Consider the following 18394-nt stretch of genomic DNA (forward strand, 5'->3'; position numbering starts at 1 on the left):
TACAAACACAACCAAGAGATGAAATGGAGACGGAAAACATGGCATTCTTAAGAGCAGCGAAACTTCTGATGGCCGGTGCATTTGCGGTCGCAGCACTTGGCATTGGGGTCATCAATGCGGCCGACAAATTCGACCTCAGCCCCGATACCTCGAACCGCGTTCGCGCCGAAAAGGACGAGGCGGCGGTCAAGGCAATCTCGCCTGACTTCAAATTCGTGACGCCCGGCAAGTTTACGGTCGCGGTCAATGCTTGGGATCCGCCGATCGCCACCTATGCGACAGATGCATCGACCGTCGTTGGAGCCGATCCCGATATCGCGTCGCTTCTCGCCGATGCGCTCGGCCTGAAACTGGAGGTGGTGTCGGTTGCATGGGCAGACTGGCCGCTTGGCGTTGCCTCCGGAAAATACGATGCCGTCATCAGCAACGTGACCGTCACAGAGGAGCGCAAAGAAAAATTCGATTTCTCCACATATCGCAGGGACGTGCTCGGTTTCTACGTCAAGTCCGACAGCAAGATAACGTCGATCAAGGAGCCGAAGGATGTGGCTGGGCTCAAAGTCATTACCGGGGCCGGCACCAATCAGGAAAAGATCATCCTGGAATGGGATCGCCAGAATGTCGCTGCCGGCCTGAAGCCTATCGAGGTGCAATATTACGACGATCGCGGCGCAGCCAGTCTGGCACTTCAATCCGGACGCGCCGATGTCGAGTTCAACCCCAATGCGACACAGGCTTACAGCGCTTCGATCAAGGGCGACAGAAAGCTAGTTGGTGTCGTATCCGGCGGCTGGCCGTTGACGGCCGATATTGCGGTGACAACGCGCAAGGGTGCCGGTCTCGCCGATGCGATCACGCTTGCACTCAATGATCTGATCGCGAATGGCAAATACGGCGAAGTTCTGAAGCGCTGGAGCGTTTCGGCCGAGGCTGTCGACAAGGCACAGACCAACCCGCCCGGCCTGCCGAAAAGCGGTTCGTAATCAGCCGTAGTGCGATTGGCCGGCTCGCGCCAAAGCGAGGCCGGCCGTCTACAGTGATGTGGAGACGATCATGACAAGCACACCGGCATTCCGCCCATGGCCATTCGTATTGCTGATAACGGCGCTGACCTCTTTTGGCACCGCCCGTGCCGGAGATCTGAGCTTCGATCTGAGCCCGGAGCAGCCGGGGCGCATTCATGTGGGGCGGGACGAGACGGCAGTTGCCGCTATTCCCAGGGACTTTAAGTTCGTCACGCCAGGCACATTTACCGTTGCCGTGGCGCCAGGCGGTCCACCGCTTGCGACTTACGCCACCGACGCCAAGACCGTGGTCGGGGCAGATCCGGATATCGCCTACGCCATTGCCGACAGTCTGGGACTTAAGCTGGAACTGGTGCCGGTCGCCTGGATCGATTGGCCGCTGGGTCTCGCCTCGAGCAAGTACGATGCCGTCGTCTCCAATGTCGGCGTCACCGAACAGCGTAAGGAAAAATTCGATTTCTCCACCTATCGTCAGGGTCTGCACGGAATCTATGTCAAGTCCGACAGCAAGATCACCTCGATCAAGGAGCCGAAGGACGCGGCGGGTCTGAAGATCATCGCCGGCGCCGGCACCAATCAGGAGCGCATCCTGCTGGAATGGAACAAGGAGAATGTCGCCGCCGGCTTGAAGCCGCTGGAGCTTCAGTACTACGACGACGACGCGGCGAGCCTTTTGGCGCTGGCGTCCGGCCGCGCTGATGTGATCGTGCAGCCGCATGCACAACTCGTCTACATCGCCGCTCGCGACAACACCATTAGGGGTGTCGGCACGTTGAGCGCCGGTTGGCCGGATCGATCCGACGTGGCGGTCACCACGCGCAAGGGGAGCGGTTTGGCCAATGTACTGACCGTCGCCACTAATGACCTGATTGCCAGCGGGACCTACGGGAAAATCCTCGATCACTGGCATCTGTCCGAGGAAGCGTTGCTAAAGTCGGAGACCAATCCGCCCGGCCTGCCAAAATATTGATTGGCCAACGGGAGTGATGACATGAACCACCGCAAGCTGTCCATCAGCCTTATCGGCTTCCTGACGCCCGGCAACTATCCCGACGATGATCCGCTGTCGGGATTGGAGCAGACACTCCAGCAACTGCAATATGGCGAGAACTTGGGCTTCGACAGCGCCTGGGTCCGCCAGCGGCATCTAGAGCCCGGGATTTCGTCGGCGAGTGCCTTTCTCGCGGCGGCGACGCAGCGGACCAAACGGATACAGTTGGGAACCGCGGTCATTCCGATCGGCTATGAAAGCCCCTATCGGCTGGCCGAAGACCTAGCCACCGTCGATGTCCTGTCGCGGGGGCGGCTGAATATTGGCGTCAGCGCCGGGCGGCCGCTGCACGCCGACCTGATCGCGCCGCTGGTCTTCGACGGCGACTGGACCGGCTACGACTTTTCCCATGACCGCGTCCTGCGTTTTGCCGGCAATCTGCGCGGCGCCTATCTTGGCGACGACGAAACGTTCATCAAGACGCCTTTCGGCCCGCAACGGCCGCGCCTGCAGCCCTATGCCAAGGGCCTGATCGACCGGATATGGTATGGCGGCGGATCGTTGCGGTCCGCCGATTGGGCCGGCCGCAACGGCTTCAATCTGCTGATTGGCAATGTGACCACAGGCGAGGGGACCGACGATTTCCACGTCGCCCAGTCGCGCCAGCTCGAAACCTATCGTTGCGTTGCCGAGACCAGGCGTCGCGTCGCCCTCGGGCGCGTGATCGTGCCGTTCGACAGCGCTGATGCAGCCACGCGTCGCCGTTATCGTGATTATACCGCCGGGCGTCACGAACGGACTCTATCGCCGCAGGGTGAGCGCCGCACCTTGTTCGCCGGCGATATAGTCGGGACATCCGATGAGATACTGGAGCGGCTCTTCGCCGACCCGCTTCTATCTGAGGTCAGCGAATTGCGGCTCGAACTTCCTTATGAATTCGAGCACGAAGAATACCGCCAAATCCTCCACGACTTCGTGACGCTGATCGCACCAGAACTCGGATGGAGTGCCCTGCCCGAGATCAGGGCCGCTTCCTGAGATGCCACCGAGCGACGGCTGAGAGCAGCAATGGATTGCAACATCTACGCAGAGGAACGATTATCCGTGACGAAAACCGTTGAATACTTCTTTTCGATCGGCTCCCCATGGTCCTTCATCGGTCTTGACGCCTTCCTCGATCTGGCGCGCAAGAACGATGTCGAAGTTAAGCCCTACCTCACGACAGTGGTTGAGGAGAACGGCGGTATCTTCTCGCGCGACCGTCCGGAAGCGCGCCGTGCCTATTGGACTCGGGATCTGAAGCGATGGGCCAAGCTCCGCGGCAAGAATCTATTGCTGGACAATCGGCCGCAGCTTTCCGATCCGTCGCCCGCCTCGCTATCCGTCATCGCGCTTTATCTCGACGGTGGCGATTGGCCCACCTTGACGCGCACGCTGCAGGAAGCGTTTTGGGTCCGTGGCGAAGACATCGGCCTATCGGACGTGCGCAAGACGATTGCTGATACTCGCAGCTTCGATGGTGCCGGTTTGCTGAGGCGTGAACAGGACGAGGACGTGAGGGCCAAGTGGGCGTCAGACCGTGCCCATGCGGTGCAACTCGGCGTCTTTGGTTTCCCGACATTCCGACACGACGGCGAACTCTACTGGGGACAGGACAATCTCCCTTTTCTCGAACGTCATCTCGCTGGCGAGCAGTTGTAGCTTCCCTTTCCTCGGTCTAGGGCGGGTGAGCAACAATGTTCCCATTACTACATCAAATTGATAGACATTATCTTGTTTCGGCCGTCGAGCTTGCTAACACTCGATCATCGAAACAGGGGAAATCAAAGTTGAGCGCAAGCGATACTACGAGAAACGTGGTCCGTACAGAATGGCCAACTGTGGCTCTGATAGTCACCATTTACGGAGGCTTCCTGGCGTTAACGTGGTGGTGGCAGTCGCTTCCGCTCGTACTTGTCATCGCCGCCGGTGGTTGGTTGATAGCATGGCACTGCTCGCTTCAGCACGAGGTGATCCACGGTCATCCGACGCGCAGCCAAACCGTCAACGACGACATCGGCGCAATACCCCTATCGCTTTGGCTGCCCTATGAGATTTATTGCGAAGCGCATCTCACCCATCATCGCGACGAACATCTGACTGACCCGATCGAAGACCCGGAATCCTCGTATTTTACGCGGAACGCCTGGGAACGGATGGGTCGGATAGGTCAAGCATTGGCCCGCTGGAATACTACGCTGTTTGGGCGGCTGGCGATTGGACCGGCTGTCATGATTTTGAGTTTCCTGGCGCAGGAATGGCGATATCTAAGAACTGGAAAGCCTGGTCGACGAAAGATATGGGGCTTCCATCTGCTTGGGGTCGCCATCACGCTGGTCTGGGTCTGCGCGATCTGCAAGATGCCTCTGTGGCTTTACGTGTTCGGCTTTGTCTATCTGGGTGCCGCACTAACCCGGCTCAGGTCCTACGCAGAGCATCGCTACTCCCAGCATGTCGACGAGCGAACGGCAATTGCCGAGAACAGCAGGATCTTCGGGCCGCTGTTCCTGTTCAATAATCTGCATGTTTTGCATCACCTGCGGCCCGGCATTCCCTGGTATCGTCTTCAGGCCGTTTATACAGAAAACCGGGAAACACTGATCCTGTCGAATGGCGGATTGGTCTACAACGGATACCTGGATATCGTGGCGCGATTTTTCCTGCGGTCGCACGACGATCCGAGACATCCGGAGCACGCTTGATCGCGCCCGATCGGTAAGAATTCGTGGCACCGGGCCAAAACTTCTTGCTCTTGTCAGTTGGATCGCGCTCGATCGGCTTGTTGAAAGAAGCTGTTGACGGCGAAGCGGTAGCGCTCCGGTCGAACGTAGAAGATCGAGTGTTCGGCCGCGACGTTGTCGGCGAAATAGGAGGTGCGTTCCATGATGAGAAGTGCAGCACTCCTCGGCACAAGGAGCACAGATTCCAACTCGCGATCGGCGCTCTGGGCGCCAAGCGTCACGCTTGCCCGCTCGAGATCCTGCCCGATGGTGTCAGCGAGAAGCGCGTAGGCCGGCCGGTTTTCCACCTCGTCCCTCGAAAGGCCCTGCAGCGCGGCCGGGAGGAAGCTGCGGCCGAGCGCAATCGGTTCGTTGTCGACGAGGTGAAGACGCTCAACAAACAGGCAAGTCTCCCAACCGGAACCAAGTGTGGCGGCGATTTCAGGCGGCGTCGCCTGCGATTGCATCGAGAGAATCCGCATGCTGGCCTTCAATCCCTGCAGCAATAGGGATTCGTGAAAGCTCCGCAACGTGTCGAGCTCATGCCGCACCTGCTTGCCGGCGACATAGGTGCCTTTGCCCTTGCGTCTTTCTATAAGCCCGCAGCCAGCCAATTTGTCGAGAGCGAGGCGGACCGTGACCCGGCTGACACCGAACCGTGCGCCGATGTCGGCTTCGGACGGCAGCCGTCCCGATGGATTGAAGCGTCCCCCGGCAATTTCATCGCGAAGGGTCGCAGCGATCTGCCGGTAAAGCGTCGTGGCATTGTCTCTGACAAGCGGCATGGACTTGAATTGCTTTCTGATTTCACGGCCGAAAGGCAGCATTTTTGGCCTTGCACCGCTGATGGACGGTAATGTCGATCGGGCGCTTGCGCAACATGTATTAAAATGTATTATCGCGGAACCTCTTTGTCTATTGAATTAGTCAGCTATGAATCTTGTCGCAGATAACTGTTCTCAGCCCATCCTCGCGGCGCAAGGCGTCGGCTTTGCCTATTCAGGCGGGCGCGAGGTGTTTAGAGACTTTTCCCTCTCGACCAGGCCCGGCGAATTCGTAGCCCTGCTCGGCCCCTCCGGCTGCGGCAAGACCACACTGCTGAACCTGCTTTCCGGTTTCCTCAAGCCGACTAGCGGATCGATCCGGATCAACGGTGAAGTGGTCCTACCGGAGATGGCCGCACTTGGCTACGTCTTCCAATCTGCAAACCTCTTCCCGTGGCTTTCGGTGCTGGAAAACGTGCGTTTCGGATTGCGGATGGCCGGACGCTCGAATGCCGCCGAGCAGCGGGAAAAAGCGCGTCGCTATTTGGCTCTCGTCGGCCTCGAAGACACCGCGGACGAGCTGCCACACCGGCTGTCCGGCGGAATGCGGCAACGCGCGGCGCTTGCCAGATCCCTTGCGCTCGAGCCTAGCTTGCTGCTGATGGACGAACCCTTTGCCGCACTTGACGCGATCACCCGTATCAACATGAACGAGGAATTGCTGCGGCTCTGGACCGAGCTCGGTCAAGCCATCGTTTTCATCACGCACGACATCGATGAAGCAGTATTTCTTGCCGATCGCGTCGTTCTCCTCGGCCTGCCGCCCAACGGCATCGACAGCGAACTTGCGATCGACTTGCCGCGCCCGCGCAATCGGCTGAGCACGCGTCTTTCGCCTCGGTTCGCCGAATATGGCGAAGAGCTGATGCGTCGCATCGGGTCGCTCACCAGCACCGGGCTTCCCAACTCGCAACAACTTCAATCGGGATCACGTTATCATGCAAGTCTTTGAGAGAATGAAGCAGGGCCTTCTCGCGGCAACATTTGCGCTGTTCGCTGCCGCACCAGCGGTTGCAGCCGATAGCGAGCCGCTGCGGATTGGTTGGGTTTCTGCCATGGCCAATGCGCCGGCATTGATCGCCGACAGGCAAGAGTTCTTCAGAGAGGAAGGATTAGACGTCGAGATCAAGGCCTTCGGCGATGGGCCGGTGATCCAGCAGGCGGTTGCCTCTGGCGATATCGATGTCGCCTATATCGGCGCGCCCCCGGTCTACCAATGGTTTGCTCGTGGGCTGGATAGTCGTATTCTGGCAAAGGTGAACTATGGACAGGCTGCGCTGGTCGCCAAGGCTGGCGGTCCGATCCGCACGCTCGGCGACCTCAAGGGCAAGAGGCTGGCGGGCCTCAGTCGCGGTAGCGGCATGGACGTTCTGTTGCGCGGTTTTGTGCTGAAGGATACCGCCAAGCTCGATCCAGATATCGATCTGTCGCTTTCGCAGATGCCCGTCGGCAACATGAACGCGGCGCTCGATACGGGCGTGGTGGACGCTGCTTTCGAATGGGAGCCGTTTGTCAGTCAATTGATTCTGCGCGGCACGGGCCACGTCGTCTTCGACGTCAATGAGGCATTGCCCGGCTATCCCTGGTACGTCATCGCTGCAACGGAGAAAGTGATCCAGGCACGCCCAAACGATCTCGTGAAGCTACTGCGCGCTCATCACAAGGCGATCATCTTCCTGCAGGATCACCCTGTTGAAGCCGATAAGATCATCGCGGACGCGTTCAAACTGGAAGCCGTTCAGTCGGCCGATGGCAAGATGGTCCCGCCGGAGACGATTGCAAGTGAGGCCCGCAAGCGGCTTGGCTGGTCCGACGCGCTCGAAACCTCGGACCGGTCGTTTATCCAAAAGCTGATGGATTATTCGCTGACGCTCGGTCTTATCCCCAAGGCACTCAAGGCTGATGACATCATCGATACGAGCCTCTGGTCTCGCGCCATTGCCGGGAATAACTAAGGTGCGCCGATCCATAAACTGGCCAAAACCATCCTGGGGATGGGCATCGCTGCCGGCACTGTTGATCGTCTGGTGCGTCGCGGCTACCCGCGTTCCGTCCTATGTGCTGCCGCAGCCCTGGGATGTGATCGCCGAGGCCGTCCACTGGATCCGGTCAGGCGATCTCGGCCAGCAAGTGGGCGCGAGCCTGTTGCGCGAGCTTGGCGGCTTCGCGGCGGCGGCGGTTGCCGGCCTTGCCATCGGCACCGCCGCCGCGCTTTCGCGCGGCTTCCGCGAATTTGTCGGTCCTTTGAACAGCCTTTTCATGGCCATTCCACCGATTGCCTGGGCGCCGCTTTCGATGATCTTTTTCGGTCTCGGCTATCTGTCGATCGCTGTGGTCATTTTCATCGCTGCCGTGTTCCCGATGGCGATTACTATCCAGGAGGGTGTGCTTGCAATCCATGACGGCGAGGTGCGCGCCGCCCGGACGCTCGGCGCAAATCGTGTTCAACTGCTGCGCCACGTCTATCTCCCGGCCTCCCTCCCGTTCATCACCGCAGCGTTGCGCATCGGCTTTGCCCAAGCCTGGAGAGCGCTGGTCGCTGCCGAGATGATCGGCGCCTCGCAAGGCATCGGCTGGATGGTCGCCATGGGTGGCCAGACCGGCAATTCCAGCGAAGTCCTTCTCGGTGTGGCGCTGATCGGGATTACAGCATGGCTGATGGAAAGCCTCGTCTTCCGACGTATCGAACGCAGCTACGAGAGCTGGCGCGGACAACAATGAGGTGCTCCCAGTGATGACAATATCCGATGCAAAAGCCGCCTTGGGAAACATCGTCTCGCCGCTCGGCCTGGACGAATACATGAAGTCCTTGCACTTTCTTGGCGGAATCAGCTGCGATCGCAAGACGCTGGTTGCCGGCGAATGGACCGAACTGACCCTCGTCTACGAAGTGGGTGCAGTCGGCCTTGCCGATGGCGCGTGGCTGAAACTCGCTTTCAAGTTCTATTCCGACTGGGCCCTGTTCCAGACCTCCGACCCTGCCGGTGCAAACTATGTCTCCGCCGAGTATCACGCTGCCCCTCTGCTTCCGGGTCAGAGCCCGTCGACCGTTCAGGCGCTGAAGGTCCGCTTCGATCAGAAGGGACATGAGCGGCCATTTCAGAAGGCCGTGATCATCGATATCGTCGATGGCTATCTCAACGCCGGCGACCGCATTGTCATTCGGCTCGGCGATCGACGGCAGGGTGGCGCCGGCACGCGCGTCCAGACCTTCGTCGAGAAGAATTTCCGCTTCCGCATGTTCATCGACCCGCTCGGCAGCTCGAAATTCGCCGAAGTGCCCAGGGATTGCGTTATTGACATCGTGCCCGGTGCGCCACATGCACTGAAAGTGATCGCCCCGCGCCTGATCGATACGGCGGCCGTATTGGATGCTATCGTCCGCGTCGACGACATCTGGGGAAATACCTGCCGCGACTTGAGCGTTGACGGCAATCTGACCTTGACGGCACCCGCTGGCACGGTCCGACACGAAGCCTTGAAATTTGCTGCTGAAGGCTGGACCGTTGCGCGACTGTCCGGCATTGAGCTCGCAGGGGATGGCGAATGGCGTTTGCAGGCGACGCTCGACGGCATTGCTGCAAATCCCGGCATAGCGTTCTTGCAGATGGAACCGCTCGACAGCGGGCTTAGGCCGCTCTATGCCGATCTGCATGTCCATTCCGAAGATACGGTCGGGACCAACGACACCTACTACAACTTGAGCTACGGCCGCGATGTGGCCGGGCTCGATGTTGTCGGCTATACCGTCAACGATTTCAACATCACCGAAGCGAAATGGAACGAGGCCGTCGGCCTCATCGCCAAACTCAACGAGCCCGGCCGCTTCGTCTGCTATCCCGGCACGGAATGGTGCGGCAATTCGGCTGCCGGCGGCGATCGCAATGTCGTCTTCCTGCGTGACGGAAAGCCGCGCTTTCCCTTCGACGAGCAAGGCAAATCCGTTCGCTCTTTCGAATGGAACGAATTCACGGCCGGGACGATCAAACCCGGTGTTTGGCCGGTCAACGATCTGTGGGCCGCCTATGCAGACGACCCCGACGGACACTTGATGATCCCCCATGTCGGCGGTCGCCGCTGCATCTTCGACTGGCATCATCCGGAGCTTGAGCGACTGACCGAAGTCAGTTCGGCCTGGGGGCAGTTTCACTGGAACTACATTGACGCCTTGAGCCGCGGTTATCGCCTGGGCGCCTCGGCCGCCAGCGATGAGCATCAGGGCCGCTGCGGCGGCGGCGCTCCTGCGACCGCCGTCTTCGGCTCCCGCGGCGGCCTGACCGGCGTGTTTGCCGAAGCGCTGGATCGGGAAACGGTTGGCAAGGCACTGCGCACCCGCCGCACCTTCGCCACAACAGGCGAACGCAGTTTCGTCAGCCTTCGCCACAGCGAGGCCTGGATGGGAGATGTCGCGTCCGCGGATATGTCCATGCCTCTCGCGTATCGCCTGCTTGGTGAGCATGGATGGGAGGAGATCAGCCTCTACGATGCCGATCACTGCATCTGGCATCGCAATCTCCATGAAGAGGCAGGCTTCTCCGATCGCCGTGTACGCATCCGCTTCGGCGGCGCCCGTATCAAGGATCGCTATCGTGCCGCCTATTGGAACGGCGAGATTTCTATCCTCGGAGCGACGGTACTTAATGCACAGGGCGTCGGCTTCGACCATCCGGAACAAGGCGTCTGGCGCACCGGCCCGACGATCCTCGGCTTTCGCACCGCCACGCACGGCGATATCGACGGCGTGGAACTGACCTTGTCGCAGCTGGCCGGTGCTCGGATAGAGGTTCGCGCCAACATTACGGGCTATCCAAAGGTCGGCGATCCGTTGCAACCGCCGCCGCACATCCACGCGCCCTCTGTGCAGCTTGTGATGACCGGCGAAGAGTTAGCCGCCAACGGTCATATCAACCTCGACATTCCAGGCATCGAGCTGCAGCTTTCAGTCGAGCGCATCGCCGATGTCAACCTGCCGCGGGACGTTTCGGGGGCGATCGACCTCGCATCGTTGGCATTGAAACCGGGCCGTGAACATCCGCTGTTCTTGACCGCGCGTCAGCGGGATCAATCCCGGGTATGGAGCTCTCCGCTGTTTCTCACGGTGTAAGCAATATGGGTTGCGCGACCTGTCTCCGACTATGACATTCTCATAGAGAACCTCACGTCCTCGAATGGAAAACCTGCAGCTCTTGGATGTTCGAAAATAGAATTTAAACCCCACTCGTCTGTGCGGCATGTTCCCGGTCTGTGTTGAAAGGATCGCATAAGGTCTCGTCTGGGACGCTGTTGGTCCTGATGCCTTTGTTTCCGGCAGGAGCGGAGTGACAGAGGCCGCGTATCGGTCCGGCCAATTTCTGCAAAAGCGGCGAAACATTGACGGACAAGGCTTTCGTCAAGGCCTCCAACGTCGCGACTAGGACGCTCTCCATGCCTCATTCTACGCGTCCAACATGGGAACGATCAATAATCTCCGCCTCGAGCGCCAACCGCTCTTGGAAGAGGCCCCTGTTCTGAAAGCGCAGTGTTCCACGTAAGATGTTACGAGCGAGCTTCGATTGCAGAATTCGCTAGTCATCGCCAGACGGCCAGGCCAAAAAATCGTCGCGTCCCGCACCGGCCCAACTTGGCGTTTTCGTGGCCGTCGAATTATTTTTCCCAGACTAATCGTAAAACCATCGGTTACGAAACTCCGGAAAGGCCAAACATTAGGACAGTTTTGTTTTCAGAAGTTCATTAAATCTATAGGTTAATGTCACAAAATGAAATTGGATTTGCCCAATCATGAAAGTTCTTGCCCTATCTGGCAACGTCAAGCGCCCGTCGCGAACCGCTGCGCTCGTATCAGTGCTTGTGAAACGGCTCAGCGAGCGCTTTGACGTGGAGACGGATTTCATCGAATTGGTCGATGCGGCTCCGGTTCTATTCAAGGCATTGCGTGCCGATCAGCTTGACGCGGCCGGACGAGCCATTGTCGACGCCGTTGAGGGCGCGGATATCCTGGTGGTTGGCTCTCCAGTGTACCGGGCGTCGTACAGCGGCGCCTTGAAGCATCTCTTCGACCTCGTCGACTATCGGGCATTGGCGGGAAAGCGTGTCCTTCTTGTTGCGACCGGCGGGACACCATTGCACGGCCTGATGACAGAGCATCAATTTCGGCCGCTCTTCGGGTTCTTCAACACGATCACAGTTCCGACGGCGATCTACGCGACCGAGAGTGATTTCATTGGCCACGAGTTGGCAAGCGACGCGGTGTCCGACCGGGTAGACCGGGCGCTGGCCGAACTCGCATCCATCACACCGCTGCTTAGGTCCATCGGCTCGAGCGCAGAGCCGGCGCGCCTCAAGCAGCGCGCATAGATATTGAAAAGGGAGACGACAATGCCGCATATCGACAGAGACCCGGTAAAATTCGCCTACTGGGTGCCCAATGTTTCGGGCGGTCTGGTGATTTCGAATATCGAGCAGCGGACAAGCTGGACGATCGAGTACAATCGCAAGCTCGCCCAGATCGCCGAGGCAAGCGGATTCGAATATGCGTTGAGCCAGATCCGTTTCACGGCAGGATACGGGGCCGAATTCCAGCATGAGTCGGTTGCGTTCAGCCACGCGCTGCTTGAATCCACAACGACGCTGAAAGTCATCGCGGCATTGTTGCCTGGCCCGTGGAACCCGGCGCTGGCTGCCAAGCAGATCGCAACAATCAATCATCTGACCAACGGTCGCGTCGCCGTCAACGTGGTCAGCGGTTGGTTCCGTGGCGAATTCCATGCGATTGGCGAACATTGGCTCGATCATGACGAGCGCTACCGTCGTTCCGAGGAGTTCATCCGAGCGCTTCGTGGAATATGGACCGAAGACAACTTCACCTTCCGAGGCGACTTCTATCGCTTCAGCGACTATTCACTGAAGCCGAAGCCGATCGATCCGCAGCCTGAGATCTTCCAGGGCGGGTCGTCGCGCGCGGCGCGCGACATGGCGTCCCGGGTGTCGGATTGGTATTTCACCAACGGCAACACGCCGGAGGAAATCCGCAAACAGGTCGACGACATCCAGGGGAAAGCTGGGGCCAACGGGCATTCGGTGCGTGTCGGGGTGAACGCCTTCGCGATCGTTCGAGAAACGGAAGAAGAGGCCAAGGCCGTTCTTGCTGAAATCATCGAAAAGGCAAACCCCGAAGCGGTGAATGCATTCGGCCATGAGGTCAAGAACGCCGGCAAGGCTTCTCCCGAAGGTGAGGGCAACTGGGCGAAATCGTCGTTCGAAGATCTTGTCCAATATAATGACGGGTTCCGCTCCAACCTGATCGGAACGCCGCAGCAGGTGGCGGAGCGTATCGTCAATCTGAAACGGGCCGGTGCCGACCTGATCCTTCTTGGCTTCCTCCATTTCCAGGAAGAAGTCGAATATTTCGGCAAGCACGTCATTCCCCTGGTGCGTGAGCTGGAACAAGCGGCCAGCGCCCAGGCGATTGCCGCCGAATAACCGACGCTGACATGTCAATGGGCTCGCCGGCTGGCGGGTCCGGGAGAACGCGGATCAGAACCGATCCGCGAACGATCTTGTGCGCCTTGCTGCCGGGCCAGGTACATCAACGGAAGAACACCAAATGCATGCAACGACTTACGCACTGGACGAGCGCATAGCATCCTCGCTTCCGCCTGATGGCTTCGAGCTTGCCAGGCGTATCGAGGTGGCTCCGCCACCGGCTGGCCCGGTTGCCGGAGAGCATGAGAGAAGAAGGCTTGAGCTGCATGGTATCAGCCTCTCTTTCGGAGGCGTTGCAGCGCTGACGGACATTGATCTGTCGGTCCAGCCCGCAGAAATACGCGCCATCATCGGCCCGAACGGGGCCGGCAAGAGCTCGTTGCTCAATGTGATCAGCGGCGTCTACCGCGCCGATCGTGGCCATGTCGATATTGGCGGAGTGGCCTATCGCCAGGTCCCAACGCAGAAACTGGCGCAACTCGGCGTCGCCAGGACCTTTCAAAACCTTGCTCTCTTCAAGGGATTGAGCGTTTTGGACAACGTCACCTCCGGTCGGGCCTATGCTACCCGCTCCGGCTTCGTGGAGCAGATCCTCGGCCTTGGCCGCGCGCGTCGCGAGGAAAGTGACGGCCAGGAAAGGGCCTTGCGGATCCTCGAATTTCTCCAGCTGTCGGATCTTCGCGATCGTTTGGTTGCAACCCTGCCCTACGGGCTGCAGAAACGCGTCGAGCTTGCCCGGGCATTGGTTGCCGAGCCGGCTATACTGCTTCTGGACGAGCCGATGGCCGGGATGACGGCAACGGAAAAGGGCGAGATGTCCGGCTTCGTTCGCGCCGCACGCGACGAATACGGGTCAAGCGTCATTTTGATTGAGCATGACATCGGCGTCGTCATGGAACTGTCCGATCGCATCGCTGTGCTCGACTACGGGCGCAAGATCGCCGACGGGACGCCGGATGATGTCCGATCCAACCAGCGCGTCATCGATGCCTATCTCGGCGTCGCCCCCGAAAATGAAGAGGGGGAGGGGATTTGATGGGCGATTTCGACTGGCAATTCTTTCTGGAGGTCCTGATCGGCGGTCTGTTGTCGGGCGTGATGTATTCACTCGTCGCGATCGGCTTCGTGCTGATCTACAAAACATCGGGCGTCTTGAACTTTGCGCAGGGCGCGATGCTGCTTTTCGCGGCGTTGACCTTCGTCAGTCTGGTCGAGCGCGGGCTTCCCTTTTGGCTGGCTTTCGCCGTGACCTTCGCGATCATGGTGCTGATCGGCATAGCGATCGAACGCGTTGTCCTGCGGCCGCTCACGAACAAGCCGCCGATTACCCTCTTCATGGCGACGCTTGGGTTGTCCTATATCCTTGAAGGCGCCGCACAGCTGATCTGGGGCACGCAGGTCCACGGTCTCGACCTTGGCATCGAGGATGTTCCATTCGAACTGGGCGGTGTGCTGATCAGCCAATTCGATATTTTCGCAGCCGTCGTCGCTGCAGGCATGGTCGTCGCGCTTTCTCTCTTCTTCCGCTACACCCGGATCGGTCTTGCGTTCCGGGCGGTTGCTGATGATCAGTTCGCAGCCTTGGCCGTCGGCTTGAAGCTGCCGTGGATCTGGGCGACGGTCTGGGCCACCGCCGGTCTGATCGCACTTGTTGCCGGTCTGCTCTGGGGCGCTCGGCTCGGCGTGCAATTCTCGTTATCGCTGGTCGTGCTAAAAGCCTTGCCCGTGCTGGTTCTCGGTGGCTTCGACTCGATCCCTGGCGCGATCTTCGGCGGCCTGCTGATCGGGGCTGCGGAGAAGCTTGCCGAGGTTTATGTGGGCGAATATTTCGGCGGCGGCATCGAAAGCTGGTTCGCCTATGTCATTGCGCTGGCGTTTCTCCTCATTCGTCCCTCCGGCCTCTTCGGCCAGAAGCTTGTGGAGAGGGTCTGAGCCATGTCCGCAATTGCAGCCAATCTCCCGACGCTTCAGCGCCTTCCGAACTGGATCGCACCGGCAATCCTGCTCGCAGTCGCCTATCTGGGCGTGCCATTCATCGGAACCAACTATCTGTTCGAGGCCATCCTCCTGCCGTTCCTGGCACTGAGCCTTGCCGCCCTGGGGCTGAATATTCTCACCGGATATGCCGGACAGGTGTCGCTCGGAAGTGCCGCATTCATGGCCGTCGGCGCCTTCGCCGCCTATAATTTCAATCTACGGATTGTCGGCCTGCCGCTGATCGTCACGATCCTGCTTGCCGGTTCGGCTGCCGCTCTCATCGGTATCGTCTTCGGCCTTCCGAGCCTCCGGCTCAAGGGCTTCTATCTGGCGGTATCGACCCTTGCAGCGCAATTTTTCGTGCAGTGGGCCCTGACGAAATTCAGCTGGTTCTCAAACGATTCCGCCTCCGGTGTTATCGACGCGCCGGCCCTGTCGATCGCCGGCGTTTCGTTCAACGGCCCCATCGGCCGATATCTCTTTGCTCTGACAGTCGTCGTTGTCGTGACCTCTCTTACGCTTCGGCTGGTCGGTTCGCAGACCGGGCGAAACTTCATCGCCGTGCGCGATAACGAGACCGCCGCCCGGATCATCGGTGTTCCGGTCCTGAAGACGAAGCTGCTCGCCTTTTCGATCTCGTCGTTCATCATCGGCATTGCCGGCGTGCTTTGGGCCTTTACTTATCTGAGAACCGTCGAGCCGGCCGGCTTCGATCTCGACCGTTCATTTCAAATCCTCTTCATCATCATCATCGGAGGCTTGGCTTCGATCCGCGGCGCGTTCTATGGAGCCGCATTGATCGTCGTCTTTCCGCTGATCCTATCGCGGATAGGATCCTTCCTGCTCGGCGATATCTTTGATTCAGGTGTGCTCGACATGAGCCAGCGCGTCATCCTTGGCGCTCTGATTATCCTGTTCCTCATCCTCGAGCCGGATGGCCTGGTGGCGCTAGGTGACAGGAGCCGAGCGCGTATCGGCGCAGTCTTCAGACGATCGTGACTGCCGGCTCCACCGGCATCCGCACAAAACGAACTCAACTTTCAAACTCAACCAAAGATCGGTGCCTCACCGGTCCATTCCAGGGGTGTGTCCAAAATGACGATCTTCAGCAAACTCAAACTGGCAGCGATGGCGACAGGCATCGCAATGGTGATGGGGCTCCCGGCCGCCCATGCCGACGAGCAGTATTTTCCTCTGCAGAGCTACCGGGTTGGTCCTTATGCGGCCGGCGGAACCGGATTTTTCGGAGGCTTCATCGATTATCTCAATCTCATCAACACGCGCGACGGCGGCGTGAACGGCGTCAAACTGACGTGGGACGAGTGCGAGACCCAGTACGAGGTCGAGCGCGGCGTCGAATGCTATGAACGCCAGAAAAGCCACCCGAACGCGGCGGCCTGGAACCCTCTTTCCGTCGGTATCGCCTATGCGATGATCGACCGCGTGACGAAGGACAAGGTCCCGCTCATCACCATCAACCACGGTCGCACCGATTCCACCGACGGCCGCGTTTTCCCTTATGTCTTCCCTTTGCTGCTCAACCCGTACAGCGAGAGCTCCGGCATCGTGAACTACATCGCATCCAAACTCGGCGGGGCTGAGAACCTCAAGGGCAAGAAAATCGTCGTGCTCTATCATGGCTCGCCCTATGGCAAGGAAACCATCCCGATCTATGAGCTGCTTGCAAAGAGGTTCGGCTTCGATCTGCAACAGATCGAGGTGCCTCATCCCGGCAACGAGCAACAGTCGCAGTGGCTGACGATACGCCGCGCAAAGCCGGACTATGTCGTGCTCCGCGGTTGGGGCGTGATGAACCCTGTCGCGCTGAAGACCGCAGCAAAGGTCGGCTTCCCGGTTGACCACATTGTCGGCAACGTCTGGTCGAACTCGGAAGAGGACGTCATCCCGGCTGGTGACGCCGCCAAGGGCTACACTGCGATCACCACGCAGGCCTCCGGCGCCGAATATCCCGTCGTCAAGGAGATTGTCAAAACCCTCTACGACAACGGCAAGGGCAACCTCCAGGACAAGGGCCGCATCGGCTCCGTCTATCACAACCTCGGTATCGTCAACGGCATCCTAAATGTCGAAGCCATCCGGATTGCCCAGGCAAAATTCGGCAACCGCACACTGACTGGAGACGAGGTGCGCTGGGGCTTCGAGCATCTGCAGCTTGACCCGGCCCGCGTCGAGGCATTGGGCGCCAAGGATCTGTTCCACTCGATCGACGTGACCTGGGACAATCATGAGGGCAATGGCTACGTCACCTTCCAGCAATGGGACGGCAAGAAGTGGAACGTGGTCTCCGACTGGATCGCGCCGGATTGGGCGTTGCTGCGACCCATCATCGAGAAATCGTCGGAAGCCTATGCCAAGGAAAAGGGGATCACCTTGCGAACGGCTGCGGAGTCTCAGAACGCGACGAACTAGTCGCTGTGGCCTGCACTTCTGCCGGGCGGGCTCCCCGTCCGGCTCTTTTGACAGCCGCCATCCTCAAACCCGGTGGGAAATACCATGAGCAACGATGACGTCATTCTCGCTGTTACGGATCTGAAGGCGACTTACAATCATGCGGTTTCGGCGCTGCACGGCGTCAGTCTTGTGCTCAAACGTGGCGAGATCGTTGCGCTGCTGGGAGCAAATGGCGCCGGCAAATCGACGACATTGAAGGCGATTTCAAACTTGCTACCGGCCCAGCGCGGACAGATCACCGCCGGCAGTATCCTGTTTCAAGGCGCTGACGTCAGAAAGTCTTCGCCCTCCGATCTCGTGCGCGGCGGGCTGGTGCAGGTGCTCGAGGGAAGGCATTGCTTCCCTAGCCTGTCGGTGGAGGAAAACCTGGTGTCCGGAGGGCTCGGCCGAGGCAGCAGCAGAGCGGAACTTGCCGAGGACCTGGACAAGGTCTACGCGTATTTTCCCCACCTTAAGGAAAAGCGTCGGGCGCTTGCGGGTCTGACATCGGGCGGCGAACAGCAGATGACGGCGATTGGCCGGGCGCTGATGGCCCGTCCACGCCTGCTTGTGCTCGACGAGCCGTCGATGGGGCTTGCGCCCCTGGTGGTGCAAAACATCTTCAAGACGCTACGCAGGCTCAACCGGGAGACCGGTCTGTCGATCCTGGTCGCCGAACAGAACTCCGCCATCGCCCTGAAATACGCCGATCGCGCAACAATCCTGGAGAACGGCGTCACTGTTCTGTCCGGTCAGGCGGCTGAGCTTGGCGAACGAGACGATGTGAAAACTTTCTATCTCGGACAAAAGATCATTCCCGGCGCGCCCGGCGTTCCGGCCCAACCTGCAGCGGCTGTCTGAAGACCATCGGCCAGCCATCAACCC

The 18394-nt window shown here is 59.4% G+C and carries 17 protein-coding genes; 16 read left to right on the forward strand and 1 reads right to left on the reverse strand.

Annotation, left to right across the window (positions count from 1 at the left end):
• Positions 1-38 precede the first annotated feature (38 nt).
• The 5 genes from AB4Z52_RS21245 to AB4Z52_RS21265 all read left to right on the forward strand — a co-directional run bounded on the left by AB4Z52_RS21245 (position 39) and on the right by AB4Z52_RS21265 (position 4757).
• Positions 39-983 (forward strand): ABC transporter substrate-binding protein, encoded by a 945-nt coding sequence (locus tag AB4Z52_RS21245; RefSeq protein ID WP_442219898.1) that lies wholly within the window; start codon positions 39-41, stop codon positions 981-983.
• 70 nt (positions 984-1053) lie between these two features.
• Positions 1054-1995 (forward strand): ABC transporter substrate-binding protein, encoded by a 942-nt coding sequence (locus tag AB4Z52_RS21250; RefSeq protein WP_442219899.1) that lies wholly within the window; start codon positions 1054-1056, stop codon positions 1993-1995.
• Between the two features lie 21 nt (positions 1996-2016).
• Complete coding sequence (locus AB4Z52_RS21255; protein WP_442219900.1) at positions 2017-3054, forward strand: LLM class flavin-dependent oxidoreductase; 1038 nt, start codon at positions 2017-2019, stop codon at positions 3052-3054.
• Between the two features lie 66 nt (positions 3055-3120).
• On the forward strand, positions 3121-3717 hold the full coding sequence (locus AB4Z52_RS21260) for a 2-hydroxychromene-2-carboxylate isomerase (protein ID WP_442219901.1): 597 nt from the start codon (positions 3121-3123) through the stop codon (positions 3715-3717).
• A gap of 179 nt (positions 3718-3896) precedes the next feature.
• Positions 3897-4757 (forward strand): fatty acid desaturase, encoded by an 861-nt coding sequence (locus tag AB4Z52_RS21265; protein WP_442219902.1) that lies wholly within the window; start codon positions 3897-3899, stop codon positions 4755-4757.
• Between the two features lie 53 nt (positions 4758-4810).
• On the opposite strand, the gene AB4Z52_RS21270 is transcribed toward AB4Z52_RS21265, so the two are convergent.
• Complete coding sequence (locus AB4Z52_RS21270; protein WP_442219903.1) at positions 4811-5560, reverse strand: GntR family transcriptional regulator; 750 nt, start codon at positions 5558-5560, stop codon at positions 4811-4813.
• A gap of 148 nt (positions 5561-5708) precedes the next feature.
• Between AB4Z52_RS21270 and AB4Z52_RS21275 the strand changes: the two genes are divergently transcribed.
• The 11 genes from AB4Z52_RS21275 to AB4Z52_RS21325 all read left to right on the forward strand — a co-directional run bounded on the left by AB4Z52_RS21275 (position 5709) and on the right by AB4Z52_RS21325 (position 18370).
• On the forward strand, positions 5709-6551 hold the full coding sequence (locus tag AB4Z52_RS21275) for an ABC transporter ATP-binding protein (protein ID WP_442219904.1): 843 nt from the start codon (positions 5709-5711) through the stop codon (positions 6549-6551).
• Positions 6538-7554: an ABC transporter substrate-binding protein gene (locus AB4Z52_RS21280; protein WP_442219905.1), complete on the forward strand. Its 1017-nt coding sequence runs from the start codon at positions 6538-6540 to the stop codon at positions 7552-7554. The genes AB4Z52_RS21275 and AB4Z52_RS21280 overlap by 14 nt, the downstream gene beginning before the upstream one ends.
• Before the next feature lies 1 nt (position 7555).
• Positions 7556-8320 carry an ABC transporter permease gene (locus AB4Z52_RS21285; RefSeq protein WP_442219906.1) on the forward strand — a complete coding sequence of 255 codons (765 nt, stop codon included), beginning with the start codon at positions 7556-7558 and terminating at the stop codon, positions 8318-8320.
• Between the two features lie 13 nt (positions 8321-8333).
• Positions 8334-10703, forward strand: a complete 2370-nt coding sequence (locus tag AB4Z52_RS21290) for a hypothetical protein (RefSeq protein ID WP_442219907.1) — start codon at positions 8334-8336, stop codon at positions 10701-10703.
• 674 nt (positions 10704-11377) lie between these two features.
• Positions 11378-11953 carry an FMN reductase gene (msuE, locus tag AB4Z52_RS21295; protein ID WP_442219908.1) on the forward strand — a complete coding sequence of 192 codons (576 nt, stop codon included), beginning with the start codon at positions 11378-11380 and terminating at the stop codon, positions 11951-11953.
• 21 nt (positions 11954-11974) lie between these two features.
• Positions 11975-13078 carry a dimethylsulfone monooxygenase SfnG gene (gene sfnG, locus AB4Z52_RS21300; RefSeq protein WP_442219909.1) on the forward strand — a complete coding sequence of 368 codons (1104 nt, stop codon included), beginning with the start codon at positions 11975-11977 and terminating at the stop codon, positions 13076-13078.
• 124 nt (positions 13079-13202) lie between these two features.
• On the forward strand, positions 13203-14117 hold the full coding sequence (locus AB4Z52_RS21305) for an ABC transporter ATP-binding protein (protein WP_442219910.1): 915 nt from the start codon (positions 13203-13205) through the stop codon (positions 14115-14117).
• Positions 14117-15013: a branched-chain amino acid ABC transporter permease gene (locus AB4Z52_RS21310; RefSeq protein ID WP_442219911.1), complete on the forward strand. Its 897-nt coding sequence runs from the start codon at positions 14117-14119 to the stop codon at positions 15011-15013. The genes AB4Z52_RS21305 and AB4Z52_RS21310 overlap by 1 nt, the downstream gene beginning before the upstream one ends.
• A gap of 3 nt (positions 15014-15016) precedes the next feature.
• Entirely contained in the window at positions 15017-16057 is a 1041-nt protein-coding gene (locus tag AB4Z52_RS21315) for a branched-chain amino acid ABC transporter permease (protein ID WP_442219912.1), read from the forward strand.
• Positions 16058-16153: 96 nt separating this feature from the next.
• Complete coding sequence (locus tag AB4Z52_RS21320) at positions 16154-17488, forward strand: ABC transporter substrate-binding protein (RefSeq protein ID WP_442219913.1); 1335 nt, start codon at positions 16154-16156, stop codon at positions 17486-17488.
• Positions 17489-17572: 84 nt separating this feature from the next.
• Positions 17573-18370, forward strand: coding sequence for an ABC transporter ATP-binding protein (locus AB4Z52_RS21325; protein ID WP_442219914.1), 798 nt, complete (start codon positions 17573-17575; stop codon positions 18368-18370).
• Positions 18371-18394 lie beyond the last annotated feature (24 nt).

This window comes from Rhizobium sp. 2YAF20, assembly GCF_052114685.1.
Classification (GTDB): Bacteria; Pseudomonadota; Alphaproteobacteria; order Rhizobiales; family Rhizobiaceae; genus Rhizobium.